Annotated in this window: 15 protein-coding genes; 12 read left to right on the top strand and 3 right to left on the bottom strand. The window is 70.1% G+C overall.

Annotated elements, in window-relative coordinates:
- Positions 1–21: 21 nt before the first annotated feature.
- The 6 genes from ACFFIO_RS12855 (at position 22) to proC (ending at position 8,406) form a co-directional block, all read left to right on the top strand.
- Positions 22–1,902 carry a DUF7059 domain-containing protein gene (locus ACFFIO_RS12855; protein WP_446681844.1) on the top strand — a complete coding sequence of 627 codons (1,881 nt, stop codon included), beginning with the start codon at positions 22–24 and terminating at the stop codon, positions 1,900–1,902.
- Between the two features lie 45 nt (positions 1,903–1,947).
- Positions 1,948–2,667 (top strand): ArsR/SmtB family transcription factor, encoded by a 720-nt coding sequence (locus ACFFIO_RS12850; protein WP_378042333.1) that lies wholly within the window; start codon positions 1,948–1,950, stop codon positions 2,665–2,667.
- 159 nt (positions 2,668–2,826) lie between these two features.
- Positions 2,827–5,685 carry a type I DNA topoisomerase gene (topA, locus tag ACFFIO_RS12845; protein WP_378042332.1) on the top strand — a complete coding sequence of 953 codons (2,859 nt, stop codon included), beginning with the start codon at positions 2,827–2,829 and terminating at the stop codon, positions 5,683–5,685.
- A 21-nt stretch (positions 5,686–5,706) separates the two neighbouring features.
- A complete protein-coding gene (locus ACFFIO_RS12840) occupies positions 5,707–6,744 on the top strand; it encodes a Ppx/GppA family phosphatase (protein WP_378042330.1) in 1,038 nt (345 codons plus the stop codon).
- Positions 6,728–7,582: a sugar phosphate isomerase/epimerase family protein gene (locus ACFFIO_RS12835; RefSeq protein WP_378042328.1), complete on the top strand. Its 855-nt coding sequence runs from the start codon at positions 6,728–6,730 to the stop codon at positions 7,580–7,582. The genes ACFFIO_RS12840 and ACFFIO_RS12835 overlap by 17 nt, the downstream gene beginning before the upstream one ends.
- The gene (gene proC, locus ACFFIO_RS12830) at positions 7,579–8,406 is read left to right on the top strand and encodes a pyrroline-5-carboxylate reductase (protein WP_378042327.1); all 828 of its coding nucleotides are present in this window, start codon (positions 7,579–7,581) and stop codon (positions 8,404–8,406) included. Before ACFFIO_RS12835 ends, proC begins: the two co-directional genes overlap by 4 nt.
- A gap of 3 nt (positions 8,407–8,409) precedes the next feature.
- Here the strand turns inward: proC and ACFFIO_RS12825 are convergent, their stop codons facing one another.
- Both ACFFIO_RS12825 and ACFFIO_RS12820 read right to left on the bottom strand, forming a co-directional pair.
- Positions 8,410–9,081 carry a potassium channel family protein gene (locus ACFFIO_RS12825; RefSeq protein WP_115932016.1) on the bottom strand — a complete coding sequence of 224 codons (672 nt, stop codon included), beginning with the start codon at positions 9,079–9,081 and terminating at the stop codon, positions 8,410–8,412.
- Positions 9,074–10,630 carry a TrkH family potassium uptake protein gene (locus ACFFIO_RS12820; protein ID WP_378042326.1) on the bottom strand — a complete coding sequence of 519 codons (1,557 nt, stop codon included), beginning with the start codon at positions 10,628–10,630 and terminating at the stop codon, positions 9,074–9,076. The genes ACFFIO_RS12825 and ACFFIO_RS12820 overlap by 8 nt, the downstream gene beginning before the upstream one ends.
- Before the next feature lie 141 nt (positions 10,631–10,771).
- On the opposite strand from ACFFIO_RS12820, the gene ACFFIO_RS12815 reads away from it, so the two are divergent.
- From ACFFIO_RS12815 to ACFFIO_RS12795, 5 genes are all read left to right on the top strand, one after another.
- The gene (locus ACFFIO_RS12815) at positions 10,772–12,097 is read left to right on the top strand and encodes an acetoin utilization protein AcuC (RefSeq protein WP_378042325.1); all 1,326 of its coding nucleotides are present in this window, start codon (positions 10,772–10,774) and stop codon (positions 12,095–12,097) included.
- A gap of 190 nt (positions 12,098–12,287) precedes the next feature.
- Positions 12,288–12,479, top strand: coding sequence for a helix-turn-helix domain-containing protein (locus ACFFIO_RS12810; protein WP_378042406.1), 192 nt, complete (start codon positions 12,288–12,290; stop codon positions 12,477–12,479).
- 192 nt (positions 12,480–12,671) lie between these two features.
- Entirely contained in the window at positions 12,672–12,770 is a 99-nt protein-coding gene (locus tag ACFFIO_RS12805) for a 30S ribosomal protein bS22 (protein WP_009882927.1), read from the top strand.
- 127 nt (positions 12,771–12,897) lie between these two features.
- On the top strand, positions 12,898–13,182 hold the full coding sequence (locus ACFFIO_RS12800) for a glutaredoxin family protein (RefSeq protein WP_378042404.1): 285 nt from the start codon (positions 12,898–12,900) through the stop codon (positions 13,180–13,182).
- Entirely contained in the window at positions 13,179–13,853 is a 675-nt protein-coding gene (locus tag ACFFIO_RS12795; protein WP_378042323.1) for a redox-sensing transcriptional repressor Rex, read from the top strand. Before ACFFIO_RS12800 ends, ACFFIO_RS12795 begins: the two co-directional genes overlap by 4 nt.
- A 41-nt stretch (positions 13,854–13,894) precedes the next feature.
- Here ACFFIO_RS12795 and ACFFIO_RS12790 read toward each other — a convergent pair whose 3' ends face one another.
- Positions 13,895–14,782, bottom strand: a complete 888-nt coding sequence (locus ACFFIO_RS12790) for an MATE family efflux transporter (protein WP_378042321.1) — start codon at positions 14,780–14,782, stop codon at positions 13,895–13,897.
- A 78-nt stretch (positions 14,783–14,860) separates the two neighbouring features.
- Between ACFFIO_RS12790 and ACFFIO_RS12785 the strand changes: the two genes are divergently transcribed.
- Positions 14,861–15,529: a histidine phosphatase family protein gene (locus ACFFIO_RS12785; RefSeq protein ID WP_378042320.1), complete on the top strand. Its 669-nt coding sequence runs from the start codon at positions 14,861–14,863 to the stop codon at positions 15,527–15,529.
- Positions 15,530–15,602 lie beyond the last annotated feature (73 nt).

Genomic DNA, 15,602 nt, shown 5'->3' with positions numbered 1-15,602 from the left:
GCCACGCACCACAATGGAGTCATGACCGATCCGCGTCCGAATACCGCCAGCACCGCCAGCACTCCCAGCACCGCCAGCACTCCCAGCACCGAGCAGCCCTTCAATCACGCGATGGTCGACCCGCCGCAGTGGAACCGGGGCCCCGCCGCCGTCTCCGATCTGCCTGCCGATCTGCGTGCCCTGCCCTACACCACGGATGCGGTCGGGGATCTGCTGGGGCCCATGGCCACCGCGGCGCTGGAGCGAGAGCAGGCCGAACCGGCTCGCCGCCGCCTCGCCCAGGTGATGCACGACGCCGGCGCGCCCGGCTCCCAGCGCGCGCTCGCCGCCGCCGTCTCCTGCTGGATGCTCGGCGACCCGGTGCCGACCGCCACGCTGGACGCCGCCCTGCCCACGCTGACGGCCGCCGGCGCCGCAGAGCTCAACCTGGGCTGGATCCGGGACGGTGCCTTCCACCCGGTGGTCGACCTCTCGCCCTACTCGACCGATGACCTCGGGGAGGTGTGGGTGGCCAGCGACCAGACCGCCCTGCAGACCCGGACCACCTTGCCTTCCTGGCACGTGCTCGGCATCGGCCGGGCGTCGATGACCCTGGCCGGCAACGTGATCCGCCGCCCCGTGGCCCGCGCCCTGGACCTCGGCACCGGCTGCGGCATCCAGACCCTGCACCTGCTGGCCCACGCCGACCACGTCACCGCCACAGACCTCTCCCTCCGTGCGCTCGAGTTCACGGCCTTCAACCTGGCCCTCAACGCCGAGGCGCTGGGTCTGGACCTGACCGGAGAGCTGGACCTGGACCGGACGGAAGCCCGGGGTCGGGACGGTCGACCGCAGGGCCCTCGCGGCGGATTCCCCCTCACGCTCGGCGGGCGCGTGACCCTGTTGCAGGGGGACCTGCTGGAGCCGGTGGCCGGCTGCCGCTTCGACCTGGTCGTCTCCAACCCGCCGTACGTCATCACCCCGCGCTCGGGGTCGGAGCCGGACCGGTTCACCGGGGAGGTCGGTGACGGGATCAACACGTACCGGGACGGCGGCCGCCCCGGGGACCGGTTGCTGGCTGAGCTCTTCGCCGCCCTGCCGGAGCACCTGGAGCCCGGCGGCATGGCGCAGATGCTCGGCAACTGGGAGATCCACGGCCTCCCGGACCCCGGCTTGGACACCGTCACGGGCGGCGCACCGGACCGCGTGGCCGGGGCCGCCAGCCCCCAACTGCCCGGCTGGGAGGTACGCCCGCGCTCCTGGGTGCCGTCCGGCGTCGACGCCTGGTTCATCCAGCGTGACCTCCTGGACCCGGCCGGCTACGCCGAGACCTGGTTGCAGGACTCCTCCGAGCAGCTCGACCCCGCGGGGTACACAGCGGGGTACCGGCGCTACCTGGAGGACTTCGGAGAACGGGGCGTGGCCGCCGTCGGGTTCGGGTACGTGTGGTTGCGCCGCCCGGCCGCACCGCGGGCCGGCCGGATCCGCACCGAGGTCCTCGAATCCGAGCTGCAGCAGCCGTTGGGGCCGGCCTGGGGCGAGGCGGTGGACCGCTGGGACCTGGTCGCCGGAGACACAGCAGACACGTCAGGCACCGGAGGCCTGACGGCGCTGCGGGAGCTGCACGTCACGGTCCCCGGCGATGTCACCGAGGAACGCCACCAACGCTTCGGCTCCGACCACCCGGAGATCATCCTGGCCCGTCAGGGCGGCGGTTTCCGGCGGACGGCCCACGTGGACACCGCCACCGCCGGGTTCCTGTCGGCCGCGGACGGCGAATTCTCGGTGGGCCAGCTGACGGGTGCGGTGGCCGGACTGCTGGACCTGGACGAGGCGGGGGAGCGGGCCCTGGTGGCCGCCGTGGCCGAGTTGCTCACGGACGGATTCCTGACCGTTACCGCACCGATACCGTCCGGAATGTGAACGAGGACACGCTAAATCTGAAAGAACTGCCTAGAATCTTGGTCCATGACTGAACTAGACACCGCTCCGAGCCCCGGGAACGGAACGGTGCCGGCCGCCCGACGGCCGGTGGTCATCTCCGATCCCCAGGCCATCCGGGCCCTGGCCCACGAGGCGCGGCTGGAGGCGCTGGAGGAGCTCTACGCCTCGCAGTCCACCCGGACCGCCACCGAACTGGCCTCCCGGTGCGGACTGACCCCCTCGGCCATGAGCTACCACCTGCGAGCCCTGGAGAAATACGGCTTCGTGGAGCGTTCCCCCTCGGAGGGGGACGGCCGTGAGCGGCGCTGGAAGGCGGCCGGCTACTCGCTGCTCGTCGACTCCCTGAACCACACCCCGGCCTCCAAGCAGGCGTTCATCGACGTCCAGCTGAACACCTTCCGGGACCGGATCATGAAGGAGGTGGCCCGCCGCGAGGCCGAGGACAAGCTCCTGCGCCAGGCGGCGGAGGAGGCCGTGGCCACCGCTCGGGACGCCAACGCGCCCCTGGACGGACGGGACATCGGCGTCCCCGAGCCCGGCCGGCGCCGGCCCCCGGTGCTGTCCACCGGCATGGTGTTCGTCAACGCGGAGCAGCGCGCCGAGTTCCAGCGCCGTCTCGCCGAGCTGATCGACGAGTTCGAAGAGCTCAACCCCGCCTCCGAGCGCTCGGTGGACGCCGAACGCGTGTATTACCTCGTCTCCGTTCTGGCAGACTCGGCCCCGGAAACCCCCGGTCACGCCTGATCGGGAGCCCGGGGCGCGCCGACGGTCGAGGACCGAGGGCGCGGTGCCGTTACATTAGTAGGGCACCGGGCGGTCCGCCTGGAAGTCACAGGCGGCCATCCATTGGGCCAGCCGGGCCCAGTGGACCTGTTCCCCGCCCGGCGACGAAAAGGAGCCCGAGTGTCTGAGAAGACGTCCAAGAAGACCACCTCCTCCGGTGACGGAACGAAACTGGTCATCGTGGAGTCCCCCGCCAAGTCCAAGTCCATCGCCAAGTACCTCGGCGAAGGATGGGTGGTGGACGCATCGGCGGGTCATATCCGGGACCTTCCGCAGCCGTCCGACCTTCCGGCGGACATGAAGAAGGGCCCCTACGGCAAGTTCGCCGTGGACACCACCAACGGCTTCGACCCGTACTACGTGGTCTACCCGGACAAGCGGAAGCGCGTGGCCGACCTCAAGCGGCTGCTCAAGGACGCCTCCGCCCTCTACCTCGCCACGGACGCCGACCGCGAGGGCGAGGCCATCGCGTGGCACCTGCTGCAGGAGCTCAAGCCGAAGGTCCCCGTGTACCGGATGGCCTTCACCGAGATCACCAAGGAGGGCATCGCCCGCGGTCTCGAGAACGTCCGCGAGATCGATGCGGACCTGGTGGACGCCCAGGAGACCCGGCGCATCCTCGACCGGCTCTTCGGCTACGAGATCTCCCCGGTGCTGTGGCGCAAGGTCCGTCAGGGCCTGTCCGCGGGCCGCGTGCAGTCCGTCGCCACCCGCCTGGTCGTCGAACGCGAGCGCGAGCGCATGGCGTTCGTGCCGGCGTCGTACTGGGACCTGGACGGCACCTTCACCGCCCACGAGGGCAAGGGTGCCGGCGAGTCCTTCACCGCGCGCCTGAACTCGGTGGACGGTCAGCGTGTGGCCACCGGACGCGACTTCGACGACCGCGGCCAGCTCAAGAAGTCCGCCGCCGGCAAGGTCGCCACCCTCACCGAGGCCACGGCCACCGCCCTGGCCGCAGGGCTGCAGGGAGCCACCTTCACCGTCGACTCGGTCGAGGACAAGCCCTACACGCGCCGGCCGGCCGCCCCGTTCACCACCTCCACGCTGCAGCAGGAGGCCTCCCGCAAGCTGCGGTTCTCCTCGCGGGTGACCATGCAGGTGGCGCAGCGGCTGTATGAGAACGGCTACATCACCTATATGCGTACCGACTCGGTGATGCTCTCGGACGAGGCGATCACCGCGGCCCGCCGGCAGGCCACCGAGCTCTACGGACCGGACTCCATCCCACAGGCCAAGCGGGTCTACAAGGCGAAGAACGACTCGGCGCAGGAGGCCCACGAGGCCATCCGCCCCGCCGGTGACTCCTTCCGCACCCCCGGGCAGGTCTCCGGTGCCCTTCGGGGGGACGAGTTCCGCCTCTACGAGCTGATCTGGAAGCGCACCATCGCCTCCCAGATGGCCGACGCCAAGGGTTACACCGCCACCATCAGGCTCACGGGCACCGCGCTGGAGACCGCCTCCTCCGGCGAGATGGCCGGCCGGCTGGCCGGGTTCAGCGCCTCGGGCACCGTCATCACCTTCCCCGGTTTCCTCTCGGCCTACGAGGAGGGGCGCGACGCCGGCTCCGAACCCGCCGAGGGCGCCTCCGGTGGCGCTGGCGGCGCCGGCAGCGACGGTAAGGACGGCAAGGACAAGCGCCTGCCCGAGGTGGCCTCGGGCGAGTCCCTCACGGGGAAGGACGTCATCGCCTCCGGCCATGAGACCTCCCCGCCGCCGCGGTACACGGAGGCCTCGATCGTGGCCGAGCTGGAGAAGCGGGAGATCGGCCGTCCCTCGACCTTCGCCCCGACGATCTCCACGATCATGGACCGCGGGTATGTCACCAAGCGCGGCAGCGCCCTGGTCCCGTCCTGGACGGCCTTCAGCGTGATCCGGCTGCTCGAGGAGCACTTCGGCAAGTACGTCGACTACGACTTCACCGCCAGGATGGAGGACGACCTGGACCGGATCGCTGCCGGCGAGCTCCAGCGTGAGGCCTGGCTGCAGCACTTCTACTTCGGTGCCGAGTCCACTGCCGAAGGCCTCAAGGCCGTGGTGGACAACCTCGGGGACATCGATGCCCGCGCCGTGAACTCCATCCCGGTGGCCGAGGGCATCACGCTGCGCGTGGGCAAGTTCGGCCCCTACCTGGAGAAGGACATCCCGGCGGGCTCCCCGGAAGGCACCGACCCGGAACGCGCCAACGTCCCCGAGGACCTGCCCCCGGACGAGCTGACCGCGGAGAAGGCCGAGGAGCTCTTCGCGACCGCCGGCCCGTCCGAGCGTGAGCTCGGGACCGACCCGGAGACCGGGCGCACCATCATGGCCCGGGACGGCCGCTTCGGCCCCTACGTCACCGAGGTCATCCACGAGATGAACGAGGAGGAGCTGGCGGCCTGGATGGAGGCCCAGCCCACCGAGTACTACAAGAACGGCAAGCCCAAGCCGAAGAAGAAGCCGGCCAAGGAGAAGCCGCGCACCGGATCCCTGTTCAAGTCCATGTCCATCGAGACCGTCACCCTCGAGGACGCCCTGAAGCTGATGAGCCTGCCCCGCGTGCTCGGCCAGGACGCTGAAGGCGTGGACATCACCGTGCAGAACGGCCGCTTCGGCCCGTACCTGAAGAAGGGCTCGGACTCGCGGTCCCTCGAGTCCGAGGAGCAGATCTTCACGATCACGCTGGAGGAGGCCCTGGCCATCTACGCCCAGCCCAAGCAGCGCGGACGCGGGGCAGCGAAGCCGCCGCTGGCCGAATTCGGCGAGGATCCGACGTCGGGCAAGAAGGTGGTGGTCAAGGACGGCCGCTTCGGTCCCTACGTCACGGACGGCGAGACGAACATCACCGTGCCGCGGGACATGGACCCGGAGTCGCTGACGGCCGAGCAGGCCTATGAGCTGCTGGCGGACAAGCGTGCCAAGGGGCCGGCGAAGAAGCCGGCCCGCAAGCCGGCCGCGCGCTCGAAGTCCACGTCCGGTGCTGCCACGTCGGGCAAGAAGTAGCGGAAGAAGAAGGCAGACACCATGCGCCTGGGTGTGCTGGACATCGGTTCGAACACCGTCCACCTGTTGCTGGTGGACGCGCACCCCGGCGCGCGTCCCTCGGCGTTCGCCGACCACAAACGGTCCCTGTCCCTGCTCGACCACCAGGATGAGGACGGACGCATCAAGGACTCCGGCCAGGATGCGCTGGTGACCTTCATTCGGGAGGCGGTCGCCTTCGCCGTGGCGAACGGTGCCGAGGACATGATCGCGTTCTGCACCTCCGCCATCCGGGAGTCCGGCAACGGCGCGGCGGTGCTGGAGCGGGTCACCCGGGAGACCTCGGTGTACCTCACCGAGCTCTCCGGCGATCAGGAGGCCGCGATGACGTACTTCGCGGTGCGCCGCTGGCAGGGCTGGGACGTCGGCTCGATCCTGAACTTCGACATCGGCGGTGGCTCCTTCGAGATCGCCTACGGCACGGATGAGCTGCCCAGCTACGCCGTGTCCATCCCGCTCGGAGCCGGGAGGCTGACCCGGGACTGGCTGCCCGCGGACCCGCCCACGCCGAAGTCCACCAAGAAACTGCGCAAACACATCAAGGCTGCGATAGCCGAGGCGGCCGAGGGATTCCCGCTGATGACGGCGCCCGTGCTGGTGACCGGCACCTCGAAGACCTTCCGTTCCCTCGCCCGCATCACCGGCGCGGCACCCCTGGCCGCCGGGCCGTTCGTCAAGCGACACCTACGGCGAGAGGACCTCACGCTGTGGGTCAACCGGATGGCCGCGATGACGGCCAGGGAACGGGCCGGGCTGCCCGGGGTGTCCGAGGTGCGGGCGGCCCAGATGCTCGCCGGCGGCATGGTGGCGGAGGCCGCGATGGACGCGTTCGGCGTCACCCAGGTGGAGATCTGCCCCTGGGCCCTGCGCGAGGGACTCATCATGCGCCGGCTGGACGCCCTGGTCCAGGAGGGCATCCTGGGACGGGAGACCACCCCGGGCGTCGGGAACGTCTACCTCAACCCGGACCCGATGCTGCCCGGCTTCTCCGTGGGGGTGACCAGTGACTGGACCGGCTGAGATCCCGGTGACCCTGTCCTCGTCCTCCGTGTTCCCGTTGGGCACGCAGGACGTGTTCGCGATGGCCGAGGACCTCGGCTACGACGGGGTGGAGGTCATGGTCACGCACAACGCGTGGTCCCAGGACCCCGTGAAGCTGAACCGGCTGTCCGAGAAGCACGGCATGCCGATCCACTCGATCCACGCCCCGACGCTGCTGTTCACCCAGCAGGTGTGGGGTTCGGCCTGGAACAAGCTGGCCAAGAGCGCGGACCTCGCCCGTGAGGTCGGAGCCGAGGTGGTGGTGGCCCACCCGCCGTTCCGGTGGCAGGGCAACTACGCCTCGGGCTTCGCCGAGGGCATCCGGCAGATCATGGACGCCACGGGAGTGCAGATCTGTGTGGAGAACATGTACCCGTGGCGCGCCGGTGGCCGCGAGGCCACGATGTACCTGCCGCACTGGGACCCGGTGCCGGAGGACTACGACTACGTCATCTGGGACTTCTCCCACGCCGCCATCGCCCAGGAGAACTCGCTCGACGCGTTCCGCACCCTCGGCGACCGGCTGCGCCATGTCCACCTCACGGATGGCACCGCCAACGGTAAGGACGAGCACATGCTCCCCGGTGACGGGGACCAGCCCGTGGCCGAGTGCATCGAATACCTCGGGGAAGCCGGCTGGGACGGCGCCGTGTGCGTGGAGGTCGGCACCCGCAAGACGAAATACGCCGGGGAGCGCGAGGAGATGCTCGTCTACTCGCTCGAGTTCGCCCGCCACCACCTCGCCGCCGGGGCCGCCCGCTCCGCCTCCGGACCAGATGAAGATCAAGACACCGTCGAAAGGTCCCCCCTTCCATGAAGATCGCCCTGCTCGGACTCGGGAACATGAACGGCGCCATCCTGGCCGGGATGCTCGCCGCCGGAACGGACGCCGCCTCGGTGCGCGCCACCGGCCACTCCGCCGAGCGGGCCCGGGAGAACCAGGAGCGCTACGGGGTCACCGTGGCTGCCATCGAGTCCGATCCCGAGGCGAACCGTACCGCGGCCGCGGGGGCGGACATCGTGGTCCTGGGGGTCAAGCCGAAGGACATCCTAGCCCTGTGCCGGGAGATCGACGGCGCCCTGCGCCCCGGCACCGTGGTGGTGTCCGTGGCCGCCGGGATCCCGCTGGCGGCCATGGAGGCGAACCTTCCCGACGGGCAGCCGGTGGTGCGGACCATGCCGAACACGCCCCTGACGGTGGGCATGGGCGTGGTCGGGCTGGCCGGCGGGACCGCCGTGACCGAGCACCACGTGGACCTGGCCGCCGGGCTCTTCCGTGGCTCGGGTTCGGTGTACCAGGTCGAGGAGTCCCAGCTCGACGCGGTGGCCGCCGTCTCCGGTTCCGGGCCCGCCTACGCCTTCCTGCTGGCCGAGTTGATGGCCGCCGGCGGAGCGGGCATGGGCCTGGACGAGGACCTGGCGAAGGACCTGGCCCGGGCCACTGTCGCCGGGGCCGGACGGATGCTCGCGGAGCCGGAGGTGGACCCGGCGGCGCTGCGCCGGGCGGTGACCAGCCCCAACGGCACCACGGAGGCCGCGGTCAACTCGTTCCTGGACGCCGGGCTCGCCGACCTGATCGCCCGCGGCATGCAGGCCTCCGCCGCCCGCGGTCAGGCGATGAGCCGCGAATACGGGTCCTGACTCTCAGGGTCGGGAGGCGAAGCGCTCCAGCAGGTCGGTGTGCCCGGAGACGATGAGCGTGTCCCGCGGCCCGACCTTGGTGTCCGGCTGCGCGTAGGTGAAGTCCTCGCCCGGGGTCTTCACGCCCACGATCGTCACCCCGTACTTGGCGCGGATGTCCGACTCGGCCAGGGTGAAGCCCACGGCCTCCGCCGGCGGGTACATCTTGACGATCGCGAAGTCGTCGTCGAATTCGATGAAGTCCAGCATGCGCCCCCCCACCAGGTGGGCGGCCCGGACGCCGGCGTCGTGCTCCGGGAAGATCACGTGGTGCGCGCCGATCCGGCGCAGGATCTTGCCGTGGGCCGGGGTGATGGCCTTGACCCAGATGTGCTCCACGCCCAGATCCACCAGGTTCACGGTGATGAGCACGGAGGACTCGATCGAGGTGCCCACGCCCACCACGGCGGTGGCGAACTCCTGGGCGCCGAGCTGGCGCAACGCCTGGAGGTCGGTGGCGTCCGCCTCGACCACGTGCGTCAGCGTGCCCGCGAACTTCTGCACCAGGGCCGCATCGCGCTCGATCGCCATGACCTCGCGGCCCTGGGCCACCAGCTGCTCGCCCACGGCGGAACCGAAGCGGCCCAGGCCGATCAGCAGCACCGGGGCATGGGGATCCGGACGGTTCTCAGCCAATGATCGGCCTTTCCTCGGGGTACCGGAACAGGATGCGGCGCTGACGCAGGGCCAGCGCGGACGCGAAGGTGATCGTACCAACACGGCCGGCGAACATCAGGACGGTCAGCACGTACTTGCCTGACGGCGGCAGCTCGGCCGTCAGCCCCGTGGTCAGCCCGCAGGTGCCGAACGCGCTGAGCACCTCGAACAGTGGGCGCTGCAGGGACTCGTCGCTGATGGCCACCAGGGCCATGGTGCCGACCAGGATGAGGGTGGCGCCCAGGGCGAGGACGGAGATGGCCACGCGGACCGAACCCGGGGTGATGGTGCGACCGTGGGCGGTGACCTCCCGGTCGCCGCGGGCCTCGGCCACGATCGCCAGGAACATCACCGCCAGGGTGGTGACCTTGATGCCGCCGGCGGTGGACGCCGAACCGCCGCCCACGAACATCAGGGCGTCCGTCAGCAGCAGGGTCTCGGGCGACTGCTCGTTGATGTCATAGACGGAGAAACCCCCGGACCGGGACATCACCGAGCCGAACAGCGAGTACTGGAGGCGCTCGGCCACCCCGAACTGCCCGAGCGTGGCCGGGTTGGACCACTCGAAGACCCCGATCAGCAGGGCCCCGCCGAGCACCAGGGCGGTGGTGGTGGTGACGGTCAGCTTGGTGTGCAGGTTCCACCGCGACCACCGCCAGCGCTGCTGCATCAGCACCATGACCACCGGGAAGCCCAGGGCGCCGGCGAAGACCCCGGCCATGAGGGTCCAGATGATCCACGGGTCGTGCATGAAGGATTCGAGCCCGTCCGTGTGGAGGGTGAAGCCGGCGTTGTTGAAGGCGGAGACCGAGTAGAAGATCCCGTTCCACAGGCCGTCACCCCAGGAGCCGGTGTGCACCATGAACCGGGGGACGAGCACCACCGCCAGGACCGCCTCGAAGAAGAACGTGGTGCCGACCACCACGCGCAGCAGGGCACCGACCTCACCGATCCTGCCGGTGGTCATGCCCTCCTGCGTGATCAGCTTGGACCGCACGCCCAGCCGCTTGGACACGGCCAGCGTCAGCAGCGCCGCCATGGAGAGGATCCCCAGTCCGCCGATCTGCATGGCCACGAGGATGACCAGCTGTCCGGCGAAGCTCCAGTGCTCCGCCGTGTTCACCGGCGTCAACCCCGTGACGGAGACCGCGGAGGTCGCCACGAACAGGGCGTCGTGGAAGGCGGTGATGCGCCCCGACCTCGAGGCGAACGGCAGGGACAGCAGGGCGGTGAACACCAGGATGACGACGGCGAAGGCCAGCAGTGCGGCCCGTGCCGGTGACGCTCCGGCCACCGTGGAGACGAACAGCCGGAGGCGCTCGAGCACCTCGCGGAGCCCGGAGCGGTCCGGACCGCCGGACGGGGGGCCGACCCGGGGGGACAGGGCCCTGCGCAGAGCGGAGGGCGGGCGGGCCGCGCGGCCGCCCGACGGCGTCGGGATCCGGCCTCCGGTCTTTCGGCGGGCCTGGGGCCGGGGCAGGGAACGAGACAGGGGGCGGGGACGGGGGATGCGTTGGTGCCGGGTCATGCGCCGGTGATCACGTCCCTTCTGTTCCGCCTGTTCCGTCCCTGGTCACGAACGATCCCATCATCCACCATCCGGTGTGAGATCCGGTCCATGACGTCATCACGTGCCGGTGTTGACGCCGGAAGCATAGTCTGTGTGGTGATGACCAACACACCGAACGACGCGATCGGCACCGTGCCAGGTGCCGATCCAGGTACCGATCCGAGCGCCGAGTCCAGTCCCGCCCCCAGGGCCGCTCCCGTCCCGGCCCCCGCCGGCCGTCCCTCGACGGCCACGGCCGTGGTCTGGGACGAGGCGCTGCTGGGCTACAAGTTCAGCACCGCCCACCCCATGGCGCCGGTGCGCCTTGACCTGACTCACCGGCTGTCTCAGGCACTCGGCGTGCTCGACCGGCCCGGAGTGGGCCTCATCAAGCCCGAGGTGGCCTCTGACGAGGTCTTGGCCTCTGTCCACGATCCCGAGTACATCCGCGCCGTCCGTGCCGTCAGCACGGGCGAGGTGGCCGAGGACCTGGAGCGGGGGCTGGGCACTGACGACAATCCGGTGTTCCCCCACATCCACGAGGCCTCAGCCCGGATCCTGGGCGGCTCCGTGGCGGCGGCCGAGGCCATCTGGACGGGGGAGGTCCTGCACGCCGTGAACTTCGCCGGAGGGCTCCATCATGCGGGCCGTGGCAAGGCCAGCGGATTCTGCATCTACAACGACTGCGCCGCGGCCATCCAGCGGCTGCTCGATCGAGGGGCTCAGCGGGTCGCCTATGTGGACCTGGACGCCCATCACGGTGACGGCGTCGAGTCCATCTTCTGGAACGACCCGCGCGTGCTGACCATCTCCATCCACGAGACCGGCATCTCCCTGTTCCCGGGGAGCGGCTTCGCGAACGACTCCGGCGGGCCCGAGGCGCTCGGCTCCGCCGTCAACGTGGCGCTCCCGCCGGGCACCGGTGATGCCGGCTACCTACGGGCCACACACGCCGTGGTCCCGCAGCTGCTCCGGGCCTTCGACCCGCAGGTACTGGTCACCCAGCATGGTTGCGACGGCCACGGGGAGGATCCCCTGACGAATCTGAGGATGTCCGTGGAGGGCCAGCGCCAACTGGCACTGGACGCCTCCGACTGGGCCCGCGACTTCGCCGGGGACCGATGGCTGGCCACCGGGGGCGGTGGCTACAGCCCCTTCTCCGTGGTCCCGCGGACCTGGACGCATCTGGTGGCCGCAGCCACCGGACAGCCCCTCCGGACCAGCACGGTCATCCCGCAGGCCTGGCGCGACTACGCCGCACGGGCTGCCGGGTTGGGACCGGGTGAGGAGATGGCGGGGATCCCGGACACCATGTCAGACGGGGTGGATGTCTGGTGGCGCTCCTGGGAGGTCGGCTACGATCCCTCAGACCCCGTCGACCAGACCATCATGGCAACCCGGAAGGAGATCTTTCCCTATCATGGGCTGGATCCCTGGTTCGACTGACACGCCGTTGTATGCTCTGTGGGTGTGCATGTGGTGACACGAGTTCACCGTGTGTTCGATAGGATGTCTGAGAATGCCACGCCTGGCGCGGCAGATGTACTGGGCCGCCAGATCGAGACAGTTCGAAGCAAGGCAGTGGAAATGGGGAACGCAAGTGGTTGATGCCGGTAACTTCGCCGACACGCGCTTCATGACGGTCACAGAAGTGGCCGAGATGATGCGTGTGTCCCGTATGACCGTCTACCGGATGATCCATGCCGGCGAGCTCCCCGCTGTGCGTTTCGGCCGTTCCTACCGGGTGCCTGAGTCCGCCGTCGAGCAGATTCTGCAGACCGGCGCCACGGACCACCGGGCCACCGGAACGGATGGCCAGCACCCCTGACCTCGCCTGCCACACCCGATGTCTGCCGGCCCCTGTGCGGCTTTCTGGCCGGTCCTGACGCCGGCCGATGTTCCCGGTTCGTTGCCACACCCGAGTGCAGGGTAAGGTGTTAGGGAACGTTTTTGACCAAAGATGTACGGATCTTCAACAGGCGTCTGTTGCGGATTCACCAACCACACAAGAGGTTTCCCTATGGGTTCAGTGATCAAGAAGCGCCGCAAGCGGATGTCCAAGAAGAAGCACCGCAAGCAACTGCGCAAGACTCGTCACCAGCGCCGCAACAAGAAGTAGGCGCTTCACCGCGAGGTTTCGCTTCATCCGGGGCCGTCCCGCCGCAAGGCAGGACGGCCCCGGAGCTGTTTAAGCCGCTTGGAACTGGTGAACCTCCGCCGGGCCTACGATGGAGCCGATGACTGACATGCAGCCCCCGCCGGCACCCCGTTCCACCCGCAGCGCCGTCCCCGCCGTCGAGCTACTCGTCAAGGACGGCTGTCACCTGTGTGCGGACGCCCTGGCCGTGGTGGAGGAGGTCTGTGGCCGGCTCGGGGTGGACTGGCAGGCCGTGGACATCGCCGGGCGTCCGGATCTGGCCGAGCGGCATGCCGAGGAGATCCCCGTCCTGATGGTGGACGGCGTGCAGCGGGACTTCTGGCGCATCGACCCGGTCCGCCTGGAGCGGATGCTGACCGCGGCCCGGCCATGAGCGGCGACGGAGCCGGCCTCGGCAACAGGCACGGCCGGGGGCCGGGTTCCGGCCTCTCCCGGCCCACCGTGTCCCGGTTGCCCGGCTACCTGCGCGCCCTGGCCGGGTTGGCCCGGGCCGGGACCGTCCGGGTGTCCTCCACCGACCTGGCCCGGCACACCGGGGTCAGCCCGGCGGTGCTGCGCCGGGACCTGTCCAGCCTGGGCCAGCTGGGCCGCCGCGGGGTCGGCTATCCCGTGGCCGCGCTCCAACAGGCCATCAGCCGTGCCCTGGGCCTCGTGGAGGACCAACCCGTGGTCCTGGTGGGTGCCGGGCACCTCGGCTCGGCACTGGCCGGATATGCCGGCTTCGGAGAGCGCGGGATGCGCCTGTGCGCCGTGCTCGACGCCGACCCCCGCCTGGTCGGGCAACGGCGCGGTTCCGTGGTGGTCCGTCCGCTCGAGGAGCTGGAGGGAAGTGTCGCCGAGTCCGAGGCGAGGCTGGCGATCATGGCGGTGCCGGCCGGCGTCGCGCAGACCGTGGCCGACCGTCTGGTGGCGGCGGGGATCCGGGGGCTGCTGAACTTCGCCCCCGTGGACCTGGTGGTGCCCCGCGGGGTGACGGTGCGTGCCGTGGACCTGTCCACCGAACTGCAGATCCTGGCCTTCCACCAGGCCGAGCTGCGGCAGTAGAAAGCGCGGCCGGCGTGGATGACCGGGAGGTGCGGGGAGGTTTAGCGGCGCATGGCCTTCTCCCACGCCTTGGCGCGGAGGTACTCGCTGGAGGGGCGCAGGTAGGCGAAGACGATTCCGGCGACGCCCAGGGCCACGTAGATGAGGCCGGGGCCGAAGGCGGAGGTCAGGGAGAGCACGGCGAGGATGGTGCCGAAGATCCGGGCCACGTTGGAACCGCGGCGGATGCCGGTGGCGATCAGCCAGTACAGCACCACCATGAGCGCCGTGAAGACCACGGCGAAGATGCGTACCGAGGCCAGGAATGACTCCATCTCGATCGCCAGGCCGGCCGCATCCATCTGCTCCTGGTAGAGGTCCAGCATCTCCGGCGTCAGCCCCATGTTCGGCGAGAACAGGGCGAGCAGCTCGATGACCAGGAACGCGAGGCCGGCCGTGAGGATCAGCCAGTAGGACCGGTCGATCGTGCTCGGCTTGGTGATCGGACCCAGCTGCTGCGGGACGCCCTGACCCGGGTAGCCGTACCCCGTGCCGGGCTGGTTGACCGGCGGCTGACCGTAGGGGGAGTAGCCCTGAGGGTGCTGCCCGTAGGGAGCCTGGCCGTAGGGAGCTTGGCCGTAGGCGTTCTGCCCCTGCGGCGGCTGGCCGTAAGGGGACTGGCCCTGCGGCGGTTGCCCGTAGGGCGGGGCCGGATGCTGGCCCTGCTGGCCCTGCTGGCCCTGCTGGCCCTGCTGGCCCTGCTGGCCCTGCTGGCCCTGCTGGCCCTGCCGTTCCTGCTGGGCCTGACTCAGCCGGGCCTGGTGCTCGGCCTGCTGCTCCGGCGTCAGGCGGATGCCGTACTGGGGGCGATCGTCCCGGGGCTGACCCGGCTGACCCGGCTGCTGGGGCTCGTCAGGCTGCTCGGGGTGTTCGGGATGCTGCTCGTTCATGGCGGGCCCTTCCTGCGGGACTCTCGGGTCGAATGGTCTTGGGTCAACGCTATCGCCCGATTCTGACAGTATGGACTCATGCCTTCCGCGACCGTCCACCTTGTCCGCCATGGAGAAGTCCACAACCCGGACAGGGTCCTCTACGGTCGTATCCCCGGTTACCACCTCTCTGAACTCGGGCACCGGATGGCGGCGGACATCGGCGACTGGTTCGCCGGTGAGGCTCGCGCGTCCGGCCGGACGCCGGCCCTGCTCGTCTCCTCATCTCTGCAGCGCGCTCGGGAGACGGCGGCCCCCATCGGCCAGGCCCTGTCTCTGGAGCCGGGCATCGATGACCGGTTCATCGAGGCCACGAACCACTTCGAGGGCGACTCGCGGGTGGCCAGGCAGCTCTGGAAGCCGCGCCACTGGCCCTTCCTGCTCAATCCGTTGCGCCCCTCCTGGGGTGAGCCGTACCGATCCCAGGTGAGCCGGATGAGCGAGGGCATCCTCGAGCTGCGTGACCGGGCCGTGGAACTCGGGGGCGAGGGCGCCGAGGCGATCGTCGTCTCGCACCAGTTGCCCATCTGGGTCACCCGGCTCTCGGCCGAGGGCAGGCCGCTCTGGCACGATCCGCGCCAGCGCGAGTGCACCCTGACCTCCGTCACCTCCCTGCACTTCGAACGGGGACAGTCCGTCCCGCGGGTGGAGTACCGGGAGCCCAACGCCGCCCTGCTGGCCCACGCCTCCAACCTGCCGGGCGCCTGACGCGCCACCTCGCCGCCCGCGCCACGCCGGCTGCGTCGGCCAGCGGGGCGATCTGCGACATCGAGAGGACATT

The organism is Citricoccus parietis, from assembly GCF_042433045.1.
GTDB lineage: Bacteria > Actinomycetota > Actinomycetes > Actinomycetales > Micrococcaceae > Citricoccus > Citricoccus parietis.
The sequence above is the reverse complement of the archived record's forward strand: the minus strand, read 5'-3'. Positions and strand labels throughout refer to the sequence as shown.